The 22,657-nt window shown below is 73.6% G+C and carries 19 protein-coding genes and 3 pseudogenes; 12 read left to right on the top strand and 10 right to left on the bottom strand.

The features are described 5' to 3' along the window. The 3 genes and pseudogenes from KME75_RS25455 to KME75_RS25445 form a co-directional block, all read left to right on the top strand. A pseudogene (locus KME75_RS25455) lies at positions 1-791 on the top strand (phosphotransferase family protein); the annotation flags it as partial. Further along, positions 788-1,816 carry a phosphotransferase gene (locus tag KME75_RS25450; protein ID WP_219417407.1) on the top strand — a complete coding sequence of 343 codons (1,029 nt, stop codon included), beginning with the start codon at positions 788-790 and terminating at the stop codon, positions 1,814-1,816. The pseudogene KME75_RS25455 and the gene KME75_RS25450, both read left to right, overlap by 4 nt. Continuing rightward, positions 1,813-3,192, top strand: a complete 1,380-nt coding sequence (locus tag KME75_RS25445) for a UDP-glucose dehydrogenase family protein (protein WP_219417406.1) — start codon at positions 1,813-1,815, stop codon at positions 3,190-3,192. The genes KME75_RS25450 and KME75_RS25445 overlap by 4 nt, the downstream gene beginning before the upstream one ends. A gap of 257 nt (positions 3,193-3,449) precedes the next feature. Here the strand turns inward: KME75_RS25445 and KME75_RS25440 are convergent, their stop codons facing one another. Together KME75_RS25440 and KME75_RS25435 are read right to left on the bottom strand one after the other, a co-directional pair. Then, positions 3,450-4,295: an isocitrate lyase/PEP mutase family protein gene (locus KME75_RS25440; RefSeq protein ID WP_219417405.1), complete on the bottom strand. Its 846-nt coding sequence runs from the start codon at positions 4,293-4,295 to the stop codon at positions 3,450-3,452. A gap of 185 nt (positions 4,296-4,480) precedes the next feature. Beyond that, on the bottom strand, positions 4,481-4,876 hold the full coding sequence (locus KME75_RS25435; protein ID WP_219417404.1) for a type II toxin-antitoxin system VapC family toxin: 396 nt from the start codon (positions 4,874-4,876) through the stop codon (positions 4,481-4,483). Between the two features lie 14 nt (positions 4,877-4,890). On the opposite strand from KME75_RS25435, the gene KME75_RS25430 reads away from it, so the two are divergent. Next, positions 4,891-5,337 carry an ABC transporter transmembrane domain-containing protein gene (locus KME75_RS25430; protein ID WP_308283064.1) on the top strand — a complete coding sequence of 149 codons (447 nt, stop codon included), beginning with the start codon at positions 4,891-4,893 and terminating at the stop codon, positions 5,335-5,337. Between the two features lie 428 nt (positions 5,338-5,765). On the opposite strand, the gene KME75_RS25425 is transcribed toward KME75_RS25430, so the two are convergent. Continuing rightward, positions 5,766-8,366 carry a glycosyl hydrolase gene (locus KME75_RS25425; protein ID WP_219417402.1) on the bottom strand — a complete coding sequence of 867 codons (2,601 nt, stop codon included), beginning with the start codon at positions 8,364-8,366 and terminating at the stop codon, positions 5,766-5,768. Between the two features lie 235 nt (positions 8,367-8,601). Between KME75_RS25425 and KME75_RS43615 the strand changes: the two are divergent. From KME75_RS43615 to lipP1, 3 genes and pseudogenes are all read left to right on the top strand, one after another. Then, a pseudogene (locus tag KME75_RS43615) lies at positions 8,602-9,195 on the top strand (flavin-containing monooxygenase); the annotation flags it as partial. A gap of 94 nt (positions 9,196-9,289) precedes the next feature. After that, a complete protein-coding gene (locus KME75_RS43610) occupies positions 9,290-10,144 on the top strand; it encodes an NAD(P)/FAD-dependent oxidoreductase (protein ID WP_246632806.1) in 855 nt (284 codons plus the stop codon). Positions 10,145-10,190: 46 nt separating this feature from the next. Next, a complete protein-coding gene (gene lipP1 / locus KME75_RS25415; protein ID WP_219417401.1) occupies positions 10,191-11,126 on the top strand; it encodes a LipP1 family hormone-sensitive lipase in 936 nt (311 codons plus the stop codon). A gap of 335 nt (positions 11,127-11,461) precedes the next feature. Here lipP1 and rox read toward each other — a convergent pair whose 3' ends face one another. The 6 genes from rox to KME75_RS25385 form a co-directional block, all read right to left on the bottom strand. Further along, positions 11,462-12,889: a rifampin monooxygenase gene (gene rox / locus KME75_RS25410; RefSeq protein ID WP_219417400.1), complete on the bottom strand. Its 1,428-nt coding sequence runs from the start codon at positions 12,887-12,889 to the stop codon at positions 11,462-11,464. Positions 12,890-13,669: 780 nt separating this feature from the next. Continuing rightward, complete coding sequence (locus KME75_RS25405; protein WP_219417399.1) at positions 13,670-14,602, bottom strand: LLM class F420-dependent oxidoreductase; 933 nt, start codon at positions 14,600-14,602, stop codon at positions 13,670-13,672. Positions 14,603-14,715: 113 nt separating this feature from the next. Then, positions 14,716-14,982, bottom strand: a complete 267-nt coding sequence (locus tag KME75_RS25400) for a hypothetical protein (RefSeq protein ID WP_219417398.1) — start codon at positions 14,980-14,982, stop codon at positions 14,716-14,718. Positions 14,983-15,114: 132 nt separating this feature from the next. Then, on the bottom strand, positions 15,115-15,804 hold the full coding sequence (locus tag KME75_RS25395) for a TVP38/TMEM64 family protein (RefSeq protein WP_219417397.1): 690 nt from the start codon (positions 15,802-15,804) through the stop codon (positions 15,115-15,117). Further along, positions 15,801-16,361: a hypothetical protein gene (locus tag KME75_RS25390; protein WP_219417396.1), complete on the bottom strand. Its 561-nt coding sequence runs from the start codon at positions 16,359-16,361 to the stop codon at positions 15,801-15,803. Before KME75_RS25390 ends, KME75_RS25395 begins: the two co-directional genes overlap by 4 nt. Positions 16,362-16,366: 5 nt before the next feature. Continuing rightward, on the bottom strand, positions 16,367-17,800 hold the full coding sequence (locus tag KME75_RS25385; RefSeq protein ID WP_219417395.1) for a PQQ-dependent sugar dehydrogenase: 1,434 nt from the start codon (positions 17,798-17,800) through the stop codon (positions 16,367-16,369). A 205-nt stretch (positions 17,801-18,005) separates the two neighbouring features. Between KME75_RS25385 and KME75_RS25380 the strand changes: the two genes are divergently transcribed. The 3 genes and pseudogenes from KME75_RS25380 to KME75_RS25365 all read left to right on the top strand — a co-directional run. Continuing rightward, positions 18,006-18,959 carry an SDR family NAD(P)-dependent oxidoreductase gene (locus KME75_RS25380; RefSeq protein WP_219417394.1) on the top strand — a complete coding sequence of 318 codons (954 nt, stop codon included), beginning with the start codon at positions 18,006-18,008 and terminating at the stop codon, positions 18,957-18,959. A 98-nt stretch (positions 18,960-19,057) separates the two neighbouring features. Further along, complete coding sequence (locus KME75_RS25375; RefSeq protein WP_219417393.1) at positions 19,058-19,603, top strand: DUF1440 domain-containing protein; 546 nt, start codon at positions 19,058-19,060, stop codon at positions 19,601-19,603. A 125-nt stretch (positions 19,604-19,728) separates the two neighbouring features. After that, positions 19,729-20,841: pseudogene (locus KME75_RS25365) on the top strand (Glu/Leu/Phe/Val dehydrogenase dimerization domain-containing protein); the annotation flags it as partial. 24 nt (positions 20,842-20,865) lie between these two features. On the opposite strand, the gene KME75_RS25360 reads toward KME75_RS25365, so the two are convergent. Beyond that, positions 20,866-21,300, bottom strand: a complete 435-nt coding sequence (locus KME75_RS25360; protein WP_308283062.1) for a MarR family winged helix-turn-helix transcriptional regulator — start codon at positions 21,298-21,300, stop codon at positions 20,866-20,868. A 97-nt stretch (positions 21,301-21,397) separates the two neighbouring features. Between KME75_RS25360 and KME75_RS25355 the strand changes: the two genes are divergently transcribed. Together KME75_RS25355 and KME75_RS43605 are read left to right on the top strand one after the other, a co-directional pair. Continuing rightward, entirely contained in the window at positions 21,398-21,682 is a 285-nt protein-coding gene (locus KME75_RS25355) for a DUF3040 domain-containing protein (protein ID WP_219417390.1), read from the top strand. Next, on the top strand, positions 21,679-22,623 hold the full coding sequence (locus tag KME75_RS43605; protein WP_308283063.1) for a universal stress protein: 945 nt from the start codon (positions 21,679-21,681) through the stop codon (positions 22,621-22,623). The genes KME75_RS25355 and KME75_RS43605 overlap by 4 nt, the downstream gene beginning before the upstream one ends. Positions 22,624-22,657 lie beyond the last annotated feature (34 nt).

Below are 22,657 nucleotides of genomic sequence, written 5' to 3'. Positions count from 1 at the left end.
CCGGCCGGGCGCCCCCCGACCCGGACCTGCACAGGCTCGTCCCGGCCGGCGCCGCGCTGTCCTACAACCCCGCGCGCCGCTGGGTGGGGCGAGTCGAGGGCCACGTGGTCAAGGCGCACGCCGTCGCGCCACCACCGGGCGTGGCCGCGCTGCTCACCGCACCGCCACCGCGCCTGGCCGGGCACCTGCCGCCGGCCATCATCAGCCACGGTGGGCGCCTGGTGCGCACGGACTGGGTGGCGGGCACCGGACCCCGCGAAGCGGACCTCCCCGGGGTCGGCGAAGCCCTCGGCGCGCTGCACGCCGCGCCCGCTCCCGCCGGGCTGCCGGTGCTCGGCGCGGCCGCCGCGGTGCGCGCGGCGCGCGACGCGGGCCAGGCGGTGGTCCAGGCGCTGCCCGGGGAGCGCAGCAGGGTGCGTCGGCTGCTGGCCGTGCTGCGCGCCCACGCCGAGTGGTGGCCGGCTGCGGTGTCACCGGTGCACGGCGACTTCAGCCCGGACCAGGTCGTGGTGACCGGTGACCGGGTCGTGCTGCTCGACCTGGACCGCGCCGCGATCGGCCCCCCGGGCTGGGACACCGCGCAGTGGACGACCGCCCAGATCGCCACCGGTGACCTGCCGGTCCCGGCGCCGCTCGCGGCCGCCGCCACCCCCGTGGTGCTGCTCGCGGCGGCGCTGCAGCGGGCCCCCGAGCCGTTCCGCAGGCTCCGGCCCGGGTGGCCACGGCTCGTGGGGGACCTGCTCGCCTTCGCCGAGAGCGCTGCGGGTGAGCTCACCGGGAGGACGCCATGACCGGGCTGCGGGCGTTGCGCCGGGTTCCGGCCGGTTTGACCGTCCGGCGCTCCTGGCCGCACCGCGACGGCCTCGCCGTGGAGGCCACCGCCACCGACGGCCTGATCGTCGGGCTCCTCATCACCGACGACGAGGTGCGGGTGCTCGCGTCGGAGGATCCGGCGCTGCCCGCGCTGGCCCCCGCGCTGGCCCGGCCGGGCACCGTGCTGCTCGGGCACCGCCCCGGGCGGCGCGCGGTGCTCCGTGAGGCGGACGGGAGCTACCTCAAGATCGTCCGAGCCGGTCGGGGGCACCGGGTCGCCGACGGGCTGCGCGAGGCCGCCGGGCGGTTGCACGGGATCCCGGGCGCCCCGCTCGTCCCGGCCGTGCTCGACGCCGACCCGGCCGCCGGCTGGGTGCGGCTGGCCGAGATCCCGGGTCCGAGCCTGCACACGTTGCTGCAGGACGCACCGGCGGACGCGGCGCGGTTCTGCCGCGCCGTCGCCACGGCGTCGACGGCCCTGCGCGCGGCGCCCGTCGGGGGTCTGGCCCGCCACGACGCGGGCGACGAGGTCGACCTCCTGCACCGGTGGATCGCCGACGCCGAGGCGTACAGCGACGTCCGACTCGCCGAGGCCGCGCAGCCCGTCACGGCCGCCCTCCGCGCCCTCCCCGAGCCGCGCTGGGTGGCGTGCCACCGCGACCTGCACGACAAGCAGCTCGTCGACACACCGCCCGCGCCCACGGTCGGTCTGCTGGACCTCGACACGCTGTGCTCCGCCGATCCCGCGCTGGACGCGGCGAACCTGCTCGCGCACCTGCACCTGCGCACCCTGCAGGGCCGGTGCGGGCCCGACACCGCCCGGGACTGCGCACTGGCGCTGCACGACCCGGGCCTCGACCCCGGTGCCGTGCGGACCTGGACGGCGGCCGCGCTCCTGCGGTTGGCCGCCGTCTACACCTTCCGGCCCGATCCCCTCGACCTCCCGGCGCGGCTCGCCGCCGCCACCACCGACCCCGTCCCGTCCACCTGGAGGATCCCGTGAGCACGACCGTCACGACGATCAGCGTCATCGGCACCGGATACCTCGGCGCCACTCACGCGGCCTGCATGGCCGACCTCGGCTTCCAGGTGATCGGCATCGACACCGACCCCGCCAGGACCGCGACGCTCGCGGTGGGCGAGCTGCCGTTCTTCGAGCCGGACCTGCAGCCCCTCGTCGCCAAGCACGTCGAGCACGGCAGGCTGCGGTTCAGCACCGACATGGCCGATGCCGCGGACGCCGACGTGCACTTCCTGTGCGTCGGGACCCCGCAGCGCCGCGACGGTCTCGGCGCCGACCTCACCGCCGTGCGAACGGCCACCGCGGCGCTCGCCGCACATCTGCACCGCCCGTGCCTGGTCGTCGGCAAGTCGACCGTGCCCGTCGGCACCGCCGCCGAGCTCGCCGCCACGCTGCGCGCGACAGCGCCCACGGGCGACGGCGTCCGGCTGGCGTGGAACCCGGAGTTCCTCCGCGAGGGGCACGCCGTCTCCGACACCCTGCATCCGGACCGGATGGTGTTCGGGCTCGACGGCGGGCCCGAACATCCGGCCGCGCAGCACGACCTCGCGGTGCTGCGGGCGGTGTACGCGGACGTGCTCGCCGCGGGCGTGCCCGAGGTGCTCGCGGACCTGCCCACCGCCGAGCTGGTGAAGACCGCCGCCAACAGCTTCCTCGCCACCAAGATCTCCTTCATCAACGCGATGGCGGAGCTGTGCGAGGCCGTCGACGCCGACGTCACGGTGCTGGCCGGAGCGCTGGCGCTGGACGACCGGATCGGCGGCCGGTTCCTGGCGCCCGGCCTGGGGTTCGGCGGCGGCTGCCTACCCAAGGACATCCGCGCGTTCATGGCCCGGGCCCAGGAGATCGGGGCGGGTGACGCGGTGGCGTTCCTGCGGGAGGTCGACGAGGTCAACCTGCGCCGTCGCCGGCGCGTCGTCGAGCTGGTGTGTGAGGAACTCGGCGGCAGCCTCGCCGGGCGGACCGTCGCCGTACTCGGCGCGGCCTTCAAGCCGGGGTCGGACGACGTGCGCGACTCGCCCGCCCTCGACGTCGCGGCCACGCTGCACCACGGCGGCGCAGTCGTGCGCGTGCACGATCCGAAGGCCATGGACAGCGCCGCACGCGTCCGGCCCGAGCTGCACTACGCCGGCAGCGTCGCGGCGGCATGCCGGGGCGCCGAGGTCGTCGTGCTCGCGACCGAGTGGGACCAGTACCGGGCGCTCGACCCTGATCTGCTCGGAGCGTGCGTCCGCACCCGCTGCGTCATCGACAGCCGCAACGCCCTCGTCCCGGACGCCTGGGTGGAGGCGGGCTGGCGGTATCGGGCGCTGGGCCGCCCCGCTCGAGACCCGAGCGAAATGCCCACTGCGGCATGAGGCGGAACGCGCTACGAGAACCTGCGGCAGGTGACGGACGCGGTGCCGCAAGACCGGAGGGCCGCGACGGTCCCGGCGGGACGGAGCGCTGGACCGCCACTGAACCGACGGGTCGCAAAACGCATGCTGTCGTGGCGCCGGCACGACCGTCGTCGCTCCACCCGGCGCCAGCGTCGACGAACTCGGGCCGAACCGGTTGCACCCTTGCGCCCGCCGGCACGCGCCATCCTGTGCCAGGTAGCCCCGGACGCGGGCGGTCAGCGGTGGCGACGCGGGACATCGCCCGTGCCGAGCGCGAACGGGTTCTCGTCGGACGCGACGGCGGACAGAAGCGCAGAACCGAACTCGTCGTACAGGTGCCGCTGCAGCGCCGGCCCGAAGCTCACCCGGGCGACCCCGAGCGCCGCGAGCTCGGCCAGCGACCGCAGGCCCTGCCCGTATGCGACGTTGAGGGGGCCGGGAACCTGCTCGACGAGGGTCCGGATCACCGCGGGGTCGCTCGCGGCGATGGGGTAGACGCAGTCCGCGCCGGCCGTCAGATACCGGGCGCCACGCTCGATCGAGGCGGTGAGCTGCTCGCCGGGCGATCCCGCGCGGCGCAGGAACGAGTCGGTCCGGGCGTTGATCACCAGGTCCACGCCGAGCGAGACCGCTTCGGCACGTATCGCCGCCAGGAAGTCCGCCTGCTCGGCGGCGTCGACCATCTCGCCGCTCGAGGGGTCGGAGTCCTCGAGGTTCAGTCCGACGGCCCCGGTCGCGGCGAACCGTTCGACCAGCTCGGCAGGTGCGAGCCGGTAGCCCCGCTCGAAGTCGACGGTCACCGGCACGTTCACCGCGCCGGCGATCCGCGCCGCCGCGGCCAGCACCTCCTCGACCGGCGCGTCCTCTCCGTCGGCGTGACCGAGCACCGCCGCCGTCGCGGCGCTGCTCGTGGCCACGACCGGGAACCCGGCGGACTCGACCATCCGCGCGGACGCCGCGTCCCAGGCGTTGGGCAGTACGAGTGGATCACCCGGCGCGTGCAGCGCCCGCAGGGTGGCAGCCTTCTGCTGCTGTGCCGACGGGATCCCGTCGGTGGTGGTCGTGGCGATCAGCCGGGTCATGGCTGTCCTCCGATGCGTGTCAGGCGGGTTCGGGAGTAGGCGCCGAGGCCTGCTCACCGACGACCTCAGGTAGCTGGTGGCCCGGGCGACCGGGGGTGCGACCACGACACGGCACGGCCGGGTCCGGGCGCGCACACCGACCTCGGCGGCCCGTCCCGCACGTGACGACTGGAAGAACCGGCCGATCAGGACAGGGCCTCGACGGGCGCGATCGCCACGAGGTGCTCCACGGCGTGCGCGAGCCTCGCGTCGAGCGTGATGAACGCATCGGCCTGGAGCTGGGTGAGCGCGACGTACTCGGCCTCCGACGTGTCGGGCCACCCCAGCTGGTCGGCGACCTTCCACGCGACGTTCTGGAGGACGCGGTCGCCGAGCAGTCGGATCCGCAGCCCGCGCACGTGGTTCAGCTGATGCTCGGCCTCGTCCCTGCTCAGCTCGCCGCGCCGTACGGCTCGGTACATGAGCGACAGCACCTGGGAGCGGAGGAGCGTCGGAGCCAGGAGCCGGTGCTCGTCGGGGATCACGGCCCGGCCGTGAGCCAGGCGAAGAGCAACGTCCGGACCGATCACGTACCTGGTCACGTGGGTCAGCTCCGATCCGGTGCTCGACGAGGGCGCGACCGTCGAACGGTACGGAGCGCAACTCGGGGCTGGTGCGCAAGGCGGTGAACGACGACGTCGCGGCGATGCACCACCTGGTCGGTTACACGATCACCGATGCGACCGGCGCGCTCGTCGTGCCCGCGGTCTCGCTGGTCTACCTGGCGATGGTCACCTGGCGGCTCACGCTGGTGACGCTGGTGCCGCTGGTCGCCGGGCTCGCGAGCTACGTCCGCACGATGGCCTCGGCAATGGAGGGGTTCGCCGAGTACGACCGCGCCACCGGGCGCGTGATGGCGGGCGCGGTCGAGTTCTCCCACGGGATCGCGGTCGTCAAGGCGTTCGGCCAGGGCAGGCGCGCGCATCGGCGGTTCCTCGACGCCGCCGACGACTTCGCGACGTTCTTCCTGTCCTGGGTCCGGGCAGCAGGTCCTCGGCGGTGATGGAGCTGTTGCTCTCACCGGTGCTCGTGCTGGTGTGGGTGCTCGCCGCCGGCACCGTCTTCGTGACGGCCGGCTGGACCCCCGCCGCCGACGTGCTCCCGTTCGCGCTGCTCGGGCTCGGCCTCACCGCGCCCGTGCTCGCGATCGGACAGACCTTCATGCAGCTGCGCGGCGCGACGCAGGCCGCAGGGCGGGTGGGCGCCCTGCTCGCCACCCCGACACTGCGGGAGCCTGCCGTCCCGCGCCACGAGCGCGGCGAGGCGAGGAGCTGGACCAGCCGTTGGCGCACACGTTCCGCCGCAGGTCCGGTGTGTCGCCGTCGGAGTACCGGAGCCTCGCTCTCTCGGCGAGCAGGGGAGGTGGGAGCCGGGCACCCGGCGCTGGCGGAAGGGGCCCGTGCCGAACGGCCGGTCCCGGCACGACAGGAGCTACTCCTGCTGGAACCGCAGCGACGGCACCGAGCGCAGCCCGGACACCGTCGGCCGGTGCGCAAGACCCAGATCCTGCATGGTGAACCGCTTGCCGTACGTGGCGGTCGCCGCGTCGACGGTCGCGGCGAGCTCGGTGTTGGCGCGCAGCGCGCCGAGCCCGGTGTTCAGTACGCGCACGGCGACGGTGTTCTCGCCGGCACGCACTGCGTCGGTGACGTCGACGGCGTACGGCGGGGCCCACGCGCAGCCGTAGCCGACGCCGTTCACCACGACCTGGGCGACCTCGCCGACCGGGGCGGTGACCTCGGCGCGGTACGACGCACCGCGCAGCCCCGACTCGCCGCGGACGTCGTGCGCGTCGGCCCTCGCCGGACCGAAGTCGAGCACGATGCGCCCGTCGAGGCGGTCGCCGTCGACAGTCACGGTCGTCTCGTACGTGGCAGCTCCCGAGCAGTCGGCTCGCCCGGGGTCGTCCTCCCACCGGTGCGGCAGTGCCACCTCCCCGCGGGCAAGGGGGCTGTCGGCGTAGGCCACCGTCCACGGCCCGGCGAGCTCCATCGTGTCCGCCGGGCGGACAGGCGGTGCGGCCGGGACGTCGTCGTCAGGCGTGGGCAGCGCGACGACGACGGCCGCCTCGTACGGCTGCAGGTCGAGCGGCACCCCGCCGCCGGCGACCTCGACCCGGTGGGCCCGTCCCGTGCGCGCGTCCCACCGTTCGAACGCCGCCGCGTCGTCGCGGGGGCGCAGCGTGAAGGACTGCGGGTGCGGGCCCGTGTTCGCGACGAAGTAGACGTCGACGTCGCCGGCACGGCGGTGCACGACGCCGACGTCGGGCGTGGCCGGGCTCGTCGGGGCGTCCGGCGACACGAGCGCCCCGAGCGCCGGCAGCAGCGCGTCGACGTCGTCGACGGCGATCCAGCCGTCCCGCTGCACCGCGCCGCCGACGGTGACGACGGCGCCGCCCGCCGCGGCGTGCTGCTCGAGCCGGCGCGCCGTCTCCGCCGGCAGGTCCCGCACGAACGGCAGGACGACGACCCGGTAGCGGCTCCAGTCGGCCTCGCCCAGCGCTGTGTCGTCGACGAGGTCGTAGTCGTACCCGGCCTCCCGCAGCGCCGCGGGCAGCGCCTCGCCGATGTGCGCCCGGGTGGAGTGCCACAGGTCGAGGTGGCCGCGGGTGCTGGGTTCGAAGCGCTGCGCGGCGTCGCGGCTCGGTGCGTAGAGCGCGACGTCGACGACCGGGTGGCCCTGCCGCAGCAGCCAGCACAGGCGGTGCAGGTAGCCGGTCAGCGCGGGCATCGCGGGCCACCACGGGTTCACGTCGCTGAGCGCACCGGCCGCGTAGAAGATCCAGCCGGGTGGCTGTGCGGTGGGCGGCGAGTACGGCCAGCCGTGCCCGATGAGCTGGTTGACGCCCAGGAGCAGGTGCTCGTGCGCCTCGCCGACCAGGTCAAGCGGCGTCGCGGCCAGCGACGGCGAGTGCACCCAGGTCCAGGTCTCCGACGAGACGACCGGACGCTGGTACAGGTGCGCCGCCGACGTCGCCCACTTCGTCTGCGTGACCGACCGCCACCCCCAGCCCTCGCCCTCGGGCAGGTCCGCGTGCCGGTAGGCGCTCAGCGTGCCGGGCGGCTGACCGTAGCTCTGGATGCGAAACAGGGCGCCGTGCCGCTGCGCCCACTCGTGCACCACGGCGACGAAGTTCTCCTCGTAGAGCTCCCCGAGCGTCGCCGCGACGTCGGCGCGGACCCGCTCGCAGCCCTCACCGCGCGTGTGCAGCAGCGGCAGCTCGGCCAGGAGGTCGTATCCGCGGCGGGCGCGGAACTCCCGGGGCAGCGCCGGCGTCCAGTCCGCGCCGTACACCTCGAGGCTGTCGCAGAACACCGCGGTGACGAGCTCGCCCGGGACCGCCGCGAGGATCGGGTCGGCGACAGCCCGCAAGTGCGCCTCGGTCGCCGCCCGGCTGAGATGGTCAAGCACCGGGCCCTCCGCGCCGAGCGACGCCCGCTTGACGTTCTGGCCGGTCGGGCTCGAGACGGCGAGCAGGACGGTACGCGGGCCGGATCCTTGCGGCACCTCGACGGCGTCGTCGCGCACCGGCAGCTGCCGCCGCTGTGCGGGGGGCTCCTGCAGCGACCCGTCACCGATGTACGCCGCGACGAGCCGGTCACCGGGCCAGGGCTGCGCGACGAAGATCCGGGCGGCGCGCGGCGGCACCTCGCGGGCGTCCCACCGCAGCCGCCGGGCGGCGGTCTCGTCGGTGATGTGCGGTCCCCCGAACGACCAGCGGCTGCCGATCGTGACATCGAAGCGCAGGCCGAGCCGGGACGCCGTCTCGGCGGCGAACCGCAGCCGGGACAGGAAGCGCTCGGAGAGGAAGCCCTCGGGTGCCCGGCCCGCCTCCGACGTCGACAGCGGGTACGTCGAGCACACCTCGACGCCGCCGATGCCGGCCGCCGACATGGCCTCGAGCTCACGGGCGAGCTCGGCCTCCTCGACGAAGGGGCCGAACCACCACCAGCGCATCATCACGCGGCTGTCCGGCGGCGGCGTGGCGAAGCCCGCTCGCAACGTCCGGGCGATCGACTCGGCTGACGGCATCGTCCTCGCTCCCTCGGTCGGCACCTGAAACGTATCAAGTACTTGCCGACAAGCGCCGCGATCCGGCGCAGGGTCTCGGCGCGAACGGGCCCGCTGCCGCAGAACGTCCGGCGTTGTTGACACCGCCGGTCGGGCCGGGTTATGACATGAACCACATGGAATGCCGTTCTAGGATTGGAGTCAGCGTCTCTTGGGGGGTCGCGCCCGGCCGGCGCCGATCCTGCCGCCCTCGACCGTGCCACCACGGGTTCGACAGCACACGTCCCACTCAACGGAGGCCTTGATCGTGACGATCACCGACCCGGCAGAGCCCGCCGTGGACACCTCGCACGTCGACGTCCTCATCGTGGGCGCCGGAATCTCCGGGATCGGCGCCGCGTACCACCTGCGGAAACAGTTCCCCGATCGGACGTTCGTGGTCCTCGACGCGCTCGACAACCACGGTGGCACCTGGTGGACCCACCGCTACCCCGGCGTGCGCTCCGACAGCGACCTGCACACCTTCGGCTACCGGTTCAAGCCCTGGCGGGGCCCGTCGATCGCGACGTCCGACGAGATCCTCGCCTACCTCGACGAGGTCATCGCCGAGAACGGCCTGAAGCGCGACATCCACTACCGGCACAGGGTCACGGCGGCGAGGTGGTCGACGGCGGACCGCCGGTGGACCGTGGAGGTCACCCGGGGTGACACGGGCGAGCAGGTGTGCTTCACCACCGACTTCCTGTGGATGTGCCAGGGCTACTACGACCACGCTCAGCCCTACCAGCCGCGGTGGGAGGGCATGGACCGGTTCCAGGGCGTGATCGTGCACCCGCAGCGGTGGCCCGACGACCTCGACCACAGCGGCAAGCGCGTGGTCGTCATCGGTTCGGGAGCGACCGCGGCTGATCCCCGCCATCGCGAAGACCGCGGCGCACGTCACGATGCTGCAGCGCTCGCCGACGTTCTTCTTCGCCCGGCCGAAGACGCACGAGCTGGCGGAGACGCTGCGGGCGCTGGACGTCCCCGAGGAATGGACGCACGAGATCTTGCGACGCGCCTACATCGCCCAGGGCGCCGAGATCACCCGGATGTCGTTCGAGTCGCCCGACGAGCTGCGCAAGTTCCTCATCGAGGAGATGCGCCCGCTGCTGCCCGAGGGCTTCGACATCGACAAGCACTTCAACCCGCGGTACCGGCCCTGGCAGCAGCGGCTCGCCGTGGTGCCCGAGGGCGATCTGTTCGCGGCGCTGCGCGAGGGACGCGCATCGGTGGTCACGGACACGATCGAGACGTTCACGGAGTCGGGGATCCGCGTGGCCTCGGGCGAGGAGCTCGAGGCCGACATCGTCGTCACGGCCACCGGCTTCGACCTGTCGGTGTTCGGCGACGTCGCGTTCGCCGTGGACGACGAGCCGGTCGACTTCACCCAGCGCGTCACCTACCGGGGCATCATGATCAGCGGCGTGCCCAACATGGCCTACGTGTTCGGGTACTTCCGCTCCAGCTGGACACTGCGCGCCGACCTGGTCAGCGACTTCGTCTGCCGGCTGCTCGCACACATGGAGGGCAAGGACGCGGACGTCGTCGTCCCGACGCTGCGCCCCGAGGACGCCGACATGGCGCTGCTGCCATGGGCGGACCCGGAGAACTTCAACCCGGGGTACGTCATGCGCTCCATGCACCGGCTGTTCAAGCAGGGCGACCGGGAACCATGGACACACATGCACGAGTACGCGGAGGAACACCGAGCTCTCCCCGCCGCGGATCTCGACGACGGCAGCCTCGTCTTCACCTGACCACCGATCCGCATCTGCCCACCTGCCCCGACGAGAGGAGCCCTTCGTGCCGGTCGACCCCCACATCGCCGCGATGCTCACAACGATCAAGGAGGCCGGTCTGCCGCCGATTTACGACGGGACACCGGAGGCGGGGAGGGCGGCGTACCTGCAGCTCACCGCCGGCGCCCGGACGCCCGAGCACCTCGCCCCCGTGGCGAGCACGGAGGACCGCACCGTCCCCGGCGCCGAGGGCGAGCTCCCGGCCCGCGTCTACCGGCCGGAGGGCGACGGGCCCTTCCCGACCGTCGTCTTCTTCCACGGCGGCGGCTGGGTGATCGGCGACCTCGACACCCACGACAACATGGCCCGCACCGTCTGCCGGGGCACCCGGGCGGTCGTGATCTCCGTCGACTACCGGCTGGCGCCGGAGCACCCGTTCCCCGCCGCGGTGGAGGACGCGGTGGCCGCAGCCCGCTGGGTCGCGCAGCACCTCGACGGGCTCGGCGGGGACGACCGGCTGGCCGTGGCCGGCGACAGCGCCGGCGGCAACCTGGCGGCGGTGGTCGCACAGCAGTTGCACGCGGACGGCACGCCGCTGGTCGGCCAGTTCCTCATCTACCCGGCAGTCGACTCGGAGGGCGAGTACCCCTCGCGGATCGAGAACGCCGAGGGCTACTTCCTCGAGAAGAACACGATGGACTGGTTCTACGGCCACTACGTCGGCGCATGGGAGGATGCGCTCGATCCCCGGCTGTCGCCGCTGCACCACGCTGACCTCACCGGTCTGCCGCCTGCGGTCGTCGTCACGGCAGAGTTCGACCCGCTGCGCGACGAAGGCGAGGCCTACGGCAAGGCCCTCGAGGCGGCCGGCGTGCCGACCGACGTGCGCCGCTACGACGGCTTGATCCACGGCTTCTTCGACATGGGGGCCGTCTCGCCCGCCGCCCGGACGGCCGTCGACGACAGCTGCGGGCGGTTCCGCGAGCTCATCCATCGCTGAGCTCCGTCCGGCTCCCGCGCCGTCTTCGAGCACTGGAGGACGCCATGCCGCACTCCCCCACCGATCCAGATCCAGCCTCGGTCTTGCCGGAGTCGCCGCCCGGTGGCCTCACCGCCGGCCTGGACCGGGCCACCACCGACCACGCCGTCGTGAACAGCAAGCCCACGGGCACACCGCCGCCCCGGTGATCAGGTGGGACCCCCCACGGCCCCGGGAGCGACTACCCGCACTCGATCAGCCCGCGGGCGAGCGTCACGGGTCATGATCGCGCAGGTGCATCGGTCAGGATTTCGTGAGGCACGTCGAGGCACTCATCGCAGACGCTGACTGCGCGCTCAGCTGACGGCAGCGCCGAACCACCTGGGCAGCCGGCTGAGCAGATCTTGCTGATCTTCACCGATCCACGCCACGTGGCCGTCCGGCCGCAGCAGCGCCGCGGGCACGTCCAGTTCCTCGCTGACGTCGACGACGTGGTCGATCCGGTCCGCCCAGCCCGCCACCGAGAGCCGGCCGGTCTGGTCGAGCAGCAGTCCGCGGCCGCGGTGCATCAGCTCGTAGAGGCGCCCCCGCTTCAGCCCCACGTCCCGCATCCGCCGGCCGAGAAGTTCATGCCCCTCGCCGAATCCGTAGCGGACCCCGATCGCAGTGATCTTCTCGATCAGGTACCGGTTCACCTCGTCGAAGTCCATCAGCTCCGACACCAGCCGGCGCACAGCCTGGGGGCCCGGCTCGGTGGACATCAGCTCCATCTGCGCGCGGGTGTTGTCCAGCACGGCGGCGGCCACCGGGTGCCGTTTGGCGTGGTAGCTGTCCAGCAGCCCCTCCGGTGCCCAGCCGTCGACCTCGGCGGCCAGTTTCCAGCCGAGGTTGAACGCGTCCTGGATGCCGAGGTTGAGCCCCTGCCCGCCGGTCGGCGGGTGGATGTGCGCCGCGTCGCCGGCCAGCAGCACCCTGCCGGTCCGGTAGCGCTCGGCCAGCCGGGTGGCGTCGCCGAAGCGGGAGAGCCAGCGCGGTGAGTGCAGGCCGAAGTCGGTGCCGGCGAGCCTCCTCACCTGCTGCTTCAGCTCGTCCAGGGTCGGCGGGGCCGAGCGGTCCTCGGCCACCCCCTCGGCGGGCACGACGACGCGGTACACCCCGTCCCCGAGGGGCATGGCGCCGAACCGCTTGTGGGTCTTGCGGACTTCGGCCACCACGGCGGCCAGCGTCTCCGGCGGCGCGGTCACCTCCACCTCGCCCAGCAGCGTCTCGACCCTGGCGGGCTCGCCGAGGAAGCCGACGCCGAGCAGCTTGCGCACCGTGCTGCGGCCGCCGTCGCAGCCGACCAGGTAGCGCGAGCGCAGCCGCGCGCCGTCGGCCAGCTCGACGGTCACCCCGTGGTCGTCCTGGCTCAGCCCGACCAGCTCGCAGCCGCGCCGGATCTCGGCGCCGAGCTCGGTGGCGCGCTCGGCCAGCAGGCGATCGACGGTGGGCTGCGGGATGCCCAGGACGTAGGCGTGCGCGGTGTCCAGCCGCTCGGGCGACGGCTTCGGGATGGCGGCGAAGAACCCGCCGACCGGGTACTTCTGGCCGTGCGCGAGGAACCGCTCCAGCAGACCGCGCTGGTCCATCACCTCGACGCTGCGCGCGTGCAGGCCGAGCGCGCGGACGATCCTGGTCGGCTCCGCCTCCTTCTCCAGCACGAGCGCGTGCACGCCGTGCAACCGCAGTTCGCCGGCCAGCATCAAGCCGGTCGGTCCGCCGCCGGCAACGATCAGGTCGATCATGAGCGCCCCTGTTCGACAAGCTTGCATTTCGGCCAGCTGCTCCGCGCAGTCCGGCGGCGCGCACACCCGCACCGCCGCAACGAGTGCCCGCAACCGCACCGCGAGTCCCACCGGCGGTTCGAGGTCCCGCGAGACCATTCGTCGACAAGAGCACACGTACTTTACGAATCCCTGGTTTCCGCAGGTCCTGGCTTCGGCCCGAGATTCTGCGGGACGACCCGGGTCTTGCCGTAAGGCCCCCGGTTCGCTATAGGTTGAGAGTGGCACGGAGTGTGTGACCTGCCTTTGTCGTCCGCTGTGGACGGACACGCTCCTCCCGAAGCGGTGACGCGCCGCAAACAGCGATGCCGCCGCCAGCTGAACACACCTGGGGCTCGTCGCCGTGGTCCTCGGCCGCACGGCGGTGCTGCGCGCCCGCGAGCACTCCGCCGATGTCGCGGCGCTGCATGCCGAGCCCGACGAACCCGTCGCATCCTGCGCGCGCCCGCAGCCGAGCGGCCGACGGCGGGTGGCATCCGCCGCGCCGTGCGCGTGCTGCTGGACGTTCACCCCACGCTGCCGGCACGGGCTGCGCGGGCGGCCGACGCAGGCCGGCGGTCGATCATCCCGGCCGCGGCCGCCGCGGTGCAGGCGGGGAACGAGCGGCTCGCTGCCCTGCTGGACCGCTCCCCCGCCGTCCGCGCGCATTCACCGCAGCGCGGGGCTTGCGGAAGACCGGACAGCGATCGGTCCTCTTGCTGCGCGAAGGCCTCCGTGACGCGCAGTGGCTCGAGGGCCGGGTCAGGTCACGTGGGGTAGGACTTCGGAGGCGATGAGGTCGAGGTGGTCGAGGTCGGCCAGGTCCAGGATCTGCAGGTAAGCCCGGTCCGCACCCGTGGCCGCGTAGCGGCCGAGCCTGTCGACGACCTCGGCGGGAGTGCCGACAAGGGCGTGGGCCTTCACCTCGTCCGCATCGTGCCCGTACACCTCGAGGCGGCGGCGGACCTCCGAGTCGTCCTTGCCGACGACCGCAGCGTGTGCCACCGAGAGCGCGAGTGTTTCCGGGTCACGCCCGGCGACGGCGCACGCCGTCCGGACGCGGGCGAACAGCTGTGCCGTCTCGTTCATCGGCTTGAAGCCGGCGTTGAACTCCGCGGCGTACCTGGCCGCCAGTGCGGGCGTGCGCTTCCTGCCGGAACCACCGACGATCACGGGCGGGTGCGGTGTCTGCACCGGCTTGGGCAGGGCCGGGGAGTCCGCGATCGTGTAGTGCTGTCCGGAGAAGTCGTAGCGCTCCCCCACGGGGGTGTCCCACAGGCCGGTGATCAGCTCCAGCTGCTCCTCCAGCAGGTCGAACCGGCCGACGGTGTCCGGGAAGTCGATGGCGTAGGCCCGGTGTTCGGCTTCGTGCCAGCCGGCCCCGAGACCGAGTTCGACCCGGCCGCCGCTCATCTGGTCGACCTGGGCGACGGTGATGGCGAGTACGCCCGGGTTGCGGAAGGTCGCGGAGCTGACGAGGGTGCCGAGGCGGATCCGGCTCGTCTCGCGGGCCAGCGCGGCCAGTGTGATCCATGCGTCGGTCGGGCCGGGCAGGCCGTCACCCTCGCCCTGCACCAGGTAGTGGTCGGACCGGAAGAAGGCCTCGAACCCACACTCCTCCGTCTTCCGTGCGATCGCGAGCAGGTCGTCGTAGGAGGCGCCCTGCTGCGGTTCGGTGACGACTCTCAGCAACATGCCGGCAGTTTCACAGATGCAGGTCATCGAGCGCGGCGACCTTGCTCGGCCACCCGGCCCCGACACCGGTGCCGCACGCGCGCCGCGCGCAACCCGGCCGGGTGGCGCCGACGTCAGGTGTTGCTCCTGCCCCCGGTGTCGGCGGGCGGGGTGACCGTCTGCGATCCGCCGAACTCCCCCGGCTGGTCCTCGGGGTCCAACGGCTCGTTGTACCCGCGCTGCGGACGCTGGCCGGACTCGTCCGCGCCCGCCGCGGACTCCGCCGAGCCCTCGTCGGACTCGCGCTGCTCCTGCTTGCGCACCGCCGCCTCGTAGTCGCCCGCGTCCTCGGGCAGTCCGGGCGGGCGGGGCAGGTCCGTGTCGCCTCCACCGACGCTCATGCTCGGCCTCGCTGGCGCTCGCCCGGCGCTTCGCGCGGGCGCTGTATAGATGATTCGCTCACAAGCTCGCTCATCGCGTCTCCTCCTTGTCTGGGCACAGCGGCCGGCCGCTGTTCGCGACCCGTCCCCCGACTACCCGCGACCGCGCCTCTCATCCGGGGAACGCCCGATGCGGATCCGCAGCACGAGCCAGGGGATCGCGGCCAGCACGATGACCGTGAGGAAGGCGACGAGCCCGCTGTCGACGGTCGCCACCGTCGCACCCGCGACCCCGTAGACCGCCGCCGCGGGCAACGTCCCGACCACGGCGGCGAGCGCCGCCCGGCGCCAGCTCACGGTGGACGCCCCGGCGGCGATCGCGACGGTCTCGGCGACCATCGGGACGGGCCGCGTGACCACCAGCGCCAGCAACCCGTAGCGGGCGAGGAAGGCGTCGGCGCGTCGCTGCTCGCGCTCCCCCACCAGCCTGCGCACCAGTCCTCGGCTGTGCCGTCCGAGCAGGAACGCGAGCAGGGTGGCGCCCACCCCACCCACGAGCGACAGCGCGGCCCCCGCGACGGCGCCGAACAGCAGCCCGTGCCCGATCATCACGGCGCTGGCAGGCACCGGCAGCAGCACGTCCACCAGCAACAGCCCGACCCCGACGGCGGCCGCGGCAGGCGTCGCGGCGGACATCGCGGGCGTCGGGTCGGTGAGCAGCGGCACCCCGAGCGCCTCCGCGGCGAGGAAGGCGAGCAGCAGGATCACGAGCACCGCGAGGAGGACGAGCAGATAGCGCCCCGCTCCGCGGCGCCGGTGGACCTCCCAGGTGCGTGCGATCACGTGTCGCGCTCGTAGAGGATCGCGATCGAGGCCGTCTCCAGCAGGTACTCCTGCAGCAGCAGCTGTTGCTCGGTCTTGCGGCGCACCACCGGGAAGGTGATGTCGACGACGGCGGGGTTGCCGAGCGCCAGGCCGAGCTGTTCGGTGACGGCGAAGCCGCTGATGGCGTCGAGGTTGCTCAGCAGCAGCTCGCGCAGCTTGCGCCACGATCCGCCGTGCGCGCCGGCCAACGCGCCCTCCACCGTGCCGACCACCGCGCGGACCTTCGCCGTGGCCGCGCCGACGACCGTCTGCACGGCCACACCCTGCGGCTCGCGCCCGAACGCCCGGTACAGGTTCAGCGCGGCGACCTCGTGGTCGCGCGCGTCCCGGGCGAGCCCGGTCAGGTACTCGCGGATGTGCGGCTCGGCCACCCCGTCGACGGTGTCGTCGAGCAGCCTGCGGTAGGCCGTCTGCAACGTCCGGGTGGCCGCGAGCCACGTGGACACCCGGTCGAGCCGGGCCGAGCGGGTGGCGTCGTCGAGCTCGAGCAGCAGCGCGGGGCGCGGTCCGGTCATCGGGTTCACCGCCGCGTGACGCGCCACAGCACGCCGGTTCGGGCGAAGGACATCATGGTCGTCTCCTCCACGCGGGCCACCCCGAAGTCCAGGACGTACAGCGACCGACCGTCGGGACTGAACGTGCAGTCGACCGGGCGCTCGATCCCGCCCGTGCCCAGCGCCGACGCCGGGCCGGGCCGGGCGTTGCGCACGAAGTCCTCTGCGGTGCCGGCGCCGGTGTCCACGCTGATCACCTTGAAGCCGTGCTCGAGGTCCTCGCTCCGTGGCGAGTTCATCGGCGCGAGCGTGCCCCACTCGCACGCGAACAGCCTGCCTCGGTGACCGAACTCGTCCGAGCGGCAGAAGTCCATCTTCGTCATGCAGGAGTGCGGCTTCTCCAGGAACGCGGCGGGCCCGGCCCACGGCGGCGGGTCGGCCAGCAGCGGCTTCGCGGGTGTCCCCCGACGCGGCAGGTGGCTCTCGTGCCACACCGGCAGGCCGTCACCGCAGATGTCCGGGAAGCCGTACCAGTCCGGCGTGCTCACCGAGCCGAAGGGCTCGCGCGCGTTGCGGATGTGCCAGATCCGGTCCGGATCATCGGCGATCGCGCGGTCGCCGGTCTCCTCGAAGTCGTTGTCGGAGACGTAGAGCTCGCCGTCCTCGCTGATCGCCATCCCGTACGGGTTGCGCACACCCCACGCCAGCAGCTCCAGGTCGCTGCCGTCGGGCCGGGAGCGCCAGATCCCGCTGCTGCACTTGACCTGGCCGCGCACCACCTCGCCCGCCCGTGCCGGAGTCCCGAACGGCTTGAACGCCCCCGTCTCCACGTAGTAGGGGTACGGCGAGGTGGGGTCGTAGCTCTGCACGTTGTTGCCCGTGAGCGTGACGTCCTGGCCGGGGACGTCGTACGCGTCCGGGTGCTTGGCCATGTCCACGGTGAACCCCTGCGGCAGCACCACCCCCTGCTGCGACACCGAGCCCTGGCCGAAGTACATCAACCCGTCCGGGCCGAACACCGGGCCGCCCGGCTCGTGCCACCCGCCGTCGGGCAGACCGTCGACCACCACCGTCCGCTCCCCCGACGCCACGTCGTAGCGCACGATCCGCGAGGCGTGCCCGCCCTTGTCTGCGATGTAGACGCCCCCGTCGTGCACCGCCACGCCCCGCGGTCCGCCCAGCGTCTCCTCCCCCACGCTCCGCAGGTCGCCATCCGGAGCCAACCGGAGCACGCGGGCCGGCAGATACGGACGCGTGGGCCACGTGCTGCCGCCCTCCAGGACGTACAGCGTGCCGTCCGGCGCGAAGCCCATCCCCGTCGGGAACGACAGCCCGGCGAGCACCACGTCGACCTCGTAGCCCTCCGGCACCACCACGTCCCGCGGATCGATCCGGGGTCGCGCCGCCACCGGGACGTTCAGCAGATCCGACGGCGTGGCCGGCACAGCGGGAAGAACCACGAGCGCACCCTCCTCGGTTCCCCGGCGCGTACCCCACCTCGCTCACGGTCAATCCGTGCCGGCGGACCGCGCCGAGCTCGCCCCACCCGGGCGGGGCCCCGAGGTCGGTGCGGGTTGTCAGGGTGGGGCGGGAAGCTACTGTTGCGCGGTCCGCGGGTTCGGGCGTGCCGCTGGGACGGGCGATCAACCGGCCGCACGTGAGCGGGTGGTCGTCGTCACCGGTGCCTCGAGCGGTATCGGCTGGCTGGCGGCGCACACCTTCGCCGCCCGCGGCGACACCGTCGTGCTGGCCGCGCGCAGCGCGCAGACCCTCGGCGAGATCGCTGTCGAGTGCGAGCAGCGGGGCGGACGAGCGCTGGCCGTGCCCACCGACGTCAGCGACGAGGGCGCCGTGCAGGCCCTCACCCGCCGCACCGTCGAGACGTTCGGGCGCATCGACGCCTGGGTGAACGGCGCGGCGGTGTGGAGTTACGGGCGGTTCGAGGACACTCCCGGCCCCGTGTTCCGGCAGGTCGTCGACACCACTCTGTTCGGGCAGGTGCACGCCGCCCGCGCGGTGCTGCCGCAGTTCAGGTCCCAGGGACACGGCGTACTCGTCAACATCTCCTCTCTGTACGGGAGGCTCTCCTCCCCCTACGTAGCGCCGTACGTCGCAGCCAAATGGGCGCTGATCGGCTTCTCCGATGTCCTCCGCCAGGAACTGCGCGACGCACCGGGCGTCGCGGTCTGCACCATCCTGCCCGGCGCGGTGGACACCCCGATCTACCGCCACGCGGCCAACTACGTCGGCCGGCAGGTGCGGCCGCTGCCGCCCGTGATACCTCCGGAGCGCGTCGTGGCCGCGGTCGTGCGCGCCGTGGACCACCCACGGCGCGAGATCGTCGTCGGGCGGGCGCACCACCTCGCAGCGTGGGCGCACCGGCTCGTTCCCCTGCTGTACGACCGGCTCGTCGTGCCCGTCGTCAACGGAGCCGCCCTCCGGGACGTCCCGGTCCCCGTGCACGACGGCACCGTGTTCGCTCCTGATCCCGCGAGCAACGGCGTCGACGACGGATGGCGCCGCCACGACCACCGGCTCGTCGCCACGATCCTCCCGACGGCGGCAGGAGGGGCCGCCGCCGCGGCTGCCGCGGTCGCCCTCAGCAGGCGGTTGCCGTAGCCCCGAGCAGGTCCACCGGCGGTCCCCCGCATGTCTGGCCGAACGCGCACCGGGTACCGCGATGCGCTGGGTGCAGGTCGTGCGAGCCGAGGAGCAGCGTGAAGAGCGATGTGGTGAAGGCCGTGAGCGCGGGCGCGGTGGGCGTCTGGGCGATGGACGTCGTGACCTGGTGGATGTACCGCCGCCAGGATCCGGCCGCCCTGCGCCGCGAGGAGCAGACGAGGGTCCGCGGTAAGGACACGGCGCACGCAGCAGCCCGTCGGCTGGCCGAGCTCGTCGGCAGCGACGCCGCTCGGGATGAGCCCAACGCCGCCGGGCTCGTCATCCACTACGCGCTGGGCATCGTCCCTGCCGCCGTGTACGTCCGGCAGCGGCGGTCACGGCGATGGCTGCGGGCAGGTCGCGGCGCCGTCTACGGCCTGTTGCTGGCCATCGCGAACGACGAGATCGCCGGCAGGCTGCTGGGAATCACGGGGCCGCAGCGCAACTACCCCTGGCAGGCGCACCTGCGTGGGGTCGTCGGACACGTCGTGCTCGGAATCGTCACCGAGGCGATGCTGCGCGCCCTCGAGGAGAACACCGCACGAGCACCCGACTCCACCCCCGTCGGCGGTGCCGCTCAGCGCCAGGCACCGCCGACGTAGCCGACCAATGGGTGGACGGAGCGGCCGTGTCCGTCGTCGGCCGGGTCAGCCGGTCGAGCCCTCGCGCTCCTCCGGCTGCTCCATCGGGATGCTCGGGGCGCCGGCGTCGGGCACGACGGTGGGCTCCTGCCCCATCTCGCTCTCGCCCTGCACCTCGGGAGGCAGGCGCTTCTCGCCCTCCTGCTCGCCCGCGGTCTCCTCGGGGGCACCCGGGGTCCTTCGCTGCTCGGTCATCGCGTCCTCCTGTGCTCGGCGTCGCCCGTCGGGTACCCGGATCACCCGTGCCGCTACGCGGGCGACGATCGACGACGACAGCGCCCGGTCGTCATGTGGACGGGCTGCGGTTCCACCCGTCGGTGCTGCTGGGCACGGTCAAGTTCCTGGGCTTCGAGCAGGTGTTCGAGAACGCGCTCACCGGATTGCCGATCGGCGGCGGCAAGGGCGGGTCGGACTTCGACCCGAAGGGCCGCTCCGACCGCGAGGTCATGCGCTTCTGCCAGAGCTTCATGAGGGAGCTCTACCGGCGCATCGGCGAGTACACCGACGTCCCCGCGGGGGACGTCGGGGTCGGCGGCCGGGAGATCGGCTACCTGTTCGGCCAGTACAAGCGCATCACCAACCGGTACGAGTCCGGTGTCCTGACGGGCAAGGTGCACGAGCTCGGCGGGCGGGTCGTGGCCTGCTCGGACTCCTCCGGCTTCGTGCACGACCCCAAGGGCATCGACCTCGAGCTGCTCAAGGAGGTCAAGGAGGTCCGCCGCGAGCGGATCAGCGCCTACGCCGACGAGCGCGCGGACGGGATGTTCGTCGCCGACCGCTCGGTCTGGGAGGTGCCGTGCACCGTCGCGATGCCCTCGGCCACGCAGAACGAGCTCGACGAGGACGGCGCCGCCGCCCTGGTGCGGAACGGCTGCGTCGCCGTCGGTGAGGGCGCCAACCTGCCGACGACCCCGGCGGCGGTGCGGGTGCTGCAGGAGGCGGGGGTGGCGTTCGGCCCCGGCAAGGCGGCCAACGCGGGCGGCGTCGCGGCGTCGGCACTGGAGATGCAGCAGAACGCCTCACGCGACTCGTGGTCGTTCGCCCACTCCGAGGAGCGGCTGCGCGACATCATGTTCGGCATCCACGCCCGCTGCTACGAGACGGCGGAGGAGTACGGGATGCCCGGCAACTACGTCGCCGGCGCCAACATCTCCGGGTACGCCCGGGTCGCGGAGGCGATGCTCGCGCTCGGGCTGGTCGGACCGGGAGGGTGTGGGCCGCCGTCACGCCCGCCCCTGCCACCGCGGGAGCGCGAGCACGGCCTGCATCCGGCCGAGCTCGTCGCGGTGCAGGGCGCTGAGCCGCCCCAGGATCTCCTCGCCCTGCATGGTCAGCACCACCCGCACGGCGCGCCCGTCGTCGGGGTGCGCGGTGCGCTCCACGAGCCCCTGTCCCTGGGCGCGGTTGACCAGCTCGACGATGCTGTGATGGCGCAGTTGGAGCCGGTCGGCGAGCTCCCGCACGGTCGCCCACTCGCGGTCGGGGTAGCCCTTGAGCGCCAGCAGCAGCTGGTACTGCTGCGGGGTGAGGCCGTGGTGGCGCACGGTCTCCTCGCTGAAGCGCAGGTAGCGCCGGATCCCGAAGCGGAACCTCGCGAGTGCCTCGAAGTCCTGCTTCGTCAGCGGCGCCGGCGGTTGCGCGTCCTCGTCCCCCGTCACGGGCTCATCAGACCACGTGTCCTCGTCCCACGACCCCTCCCATCGCATTTATATCGTGTTACGATACATATTGTCGGCGATGTCCGGGAGGTGCGCGATGCTCAGCGACCGGGAACGGAACGCCCTGGACGAGGTCGAGCGCCGGCTCACGGCCGACGACCCGACCTTCGTCCGGGCCTTCGACGTGAACGAACGGCGGCTGCTCCACAACCGCCGCCATCGCCGCGGCGCGCGCATCGCCGCCGTCGTCGCGCTCCTGCTGAGCGCGGTCCTGCTGCTCGCCGGCTCGCCCGGCGCGGCGATCGCGGTCGCCTCCACCACCACCGTCGTCTGGCTCGTGGGGCGCATGTGGGAGGAACCCGCATCCGGCGGAACACCGTGAGCAGCGGCCGGGACCGGGCCGCCCCCGTCGTCGTCGCCGTCGGTGCGGACGAGCGCTCGGCCACGGACGCGGTCGACTGGGCCGCCGCGGAGGCCGCGGTGCGCGGCCGCCCCCTGTGCATCGTCCACGCGCCGGACTGCGGCGTGCCGGCGGCGCCGTTCGACCTCGCCCTCCCGGCCTGCGGGCTGCCGCCCACCGACGAGGCGACCCGGTACGTCCTCACCGCCGCCGCGGACCGGGCCCGCGCGGTCGCCTCCGACCTCGTCGTCTCCGCCGAGGCGGTGCCGGGTCCGGTGGTGCCCGCCCTGCTCGCCGCGGCCCACCCGGCCGCGCTACTCGTACTGGGCGGTCGCCGGGGCCGGGTGCGCGCCCTGCTGACCGGCTCCGCCACCGCCGCCGTCGCCGGGGAGGCCGCCTGCCCCGTCGCCGTCGTCCGGGCCCGCGGCGACGCCGGCGCCGCCCGGGGTGGGCCCCGGGTGGTCGTCGGCATCGGCGTGGCCCGATCGGCGGGCGGCGTCCTGCGCCACGCCTTCGACGCGGCGGCGCAGCGCGGCGTCCCGCTCGTCGCGGTGCACGCCTGGACGCCGGACGTGCCCGCCGACCTCGAGGCCGTCTGCGGATGCCGGGACGAGGCCGAGGCCACCGCGCACCAGGTGCTGGAAGACGCGCTCGCCCCGTGGCGGCGCCAGTTCGACGGGGTTCCCGTCGTTTCCCGCGTGGTCCGTGCGGACCCCGCCCGCGCGCTGGTCGAGGCCTCCGACGGCGCCGCGCTGAGCGTCGTCGGGGCCCCGGCCCGCACGCACCTCCTGGCCGGGATCCGTTCGGTGACCCACCGCGTCCTCTACCGGGCACGCGGCCCGGTGGTCGTGTGCCCCGACCTCGGTGTCACCGGCGACGGGCGGCACGGCCTGCGGCGGGAGCCGCCCGCCGTCGCCGGCTGACGCCGGGCGGGTCAGCCCCGATCAGTGGCCGGCG

The sequence above is a fragment of the Pseudonocardia nigra genome (genome assembly GCF_019396355.1).
GTDB classification, from domain to species: domain Bacteria; phylum Actinomycetota; class Actinomycetes; order Mycobacteriales; family Pseudonocardiaceae; genus Pseudonocardia; species Pseudonocardia nigra.
This window is presented reverse-complemented; position numbering and strand designations above follow the sequence as displayed.

Bases quoted from the DNA above. Each gene is read 5' to 3' on its own strand.
- KME75_RS25450 (WP_219417407.1), top strand. From the start codon at position 788: ATGACCGGGCTGCGGGCGTTGCGCCGGGTTCCGGCCGGTTTGACCGTC.
- KME75_RS25440 (WP_219417405.1), bottom strand. From the start codon at position 4,295: ATGACCCGGCTGATCGCCACGACCACCACCGACGGGATCCCGTCGGCA.
- KME75_RS25425 (WP_219417402.1), bottom strand. From the start codon at position 8,366: ATGCCGTCAGCCGAGTCGATCGCCCGGACGTTGCGAGCGGGCTTCGCC.
- KME75_RS43610 (WP_246632806.1), top strand. From the start codon at position 9,290: ATGCTGCAGCGCTCGCCGACGTTCTTCTTCGCCCGGCCGAAGACGCAC.
- rox (WP_219417400.1), bottom strand. From the start codon at position 12,889: ATGATCGACCTGATCGTTGCCGGCGGCGGACCGACCGGCTTGATGCTG.
- KME75_RS25405 (WP_219417399.1), bottom strand. From the start codon at position 14,602: ATGTTGCTGAGAGTCGTCACCGAACCGCAGCAGGGCGCCTCCTACGAC.
- KME75_RS25400 (WP_219417398.1), bottom strand. From the start codon at position 14,982: ATGAGCGTCGGTGGAGGCGACACGGACCTGCCCCGCCCGCCCGGACTG.
- KME75_RS25390 (WP_219417396.1), bottom strand. From the start codon at position 16,361: ATGACCGGACCGCGCCCCGCGCTGCTGCTCGAGCTCGACGACGCCACC.
- KME75_RS25355 (WP_219417390.1), top strand. From the start codon at position 21,398: ATGCTCAGCGACCGGGAACGGAACGCCCTGGACGAGGTCGAGCGCCGG.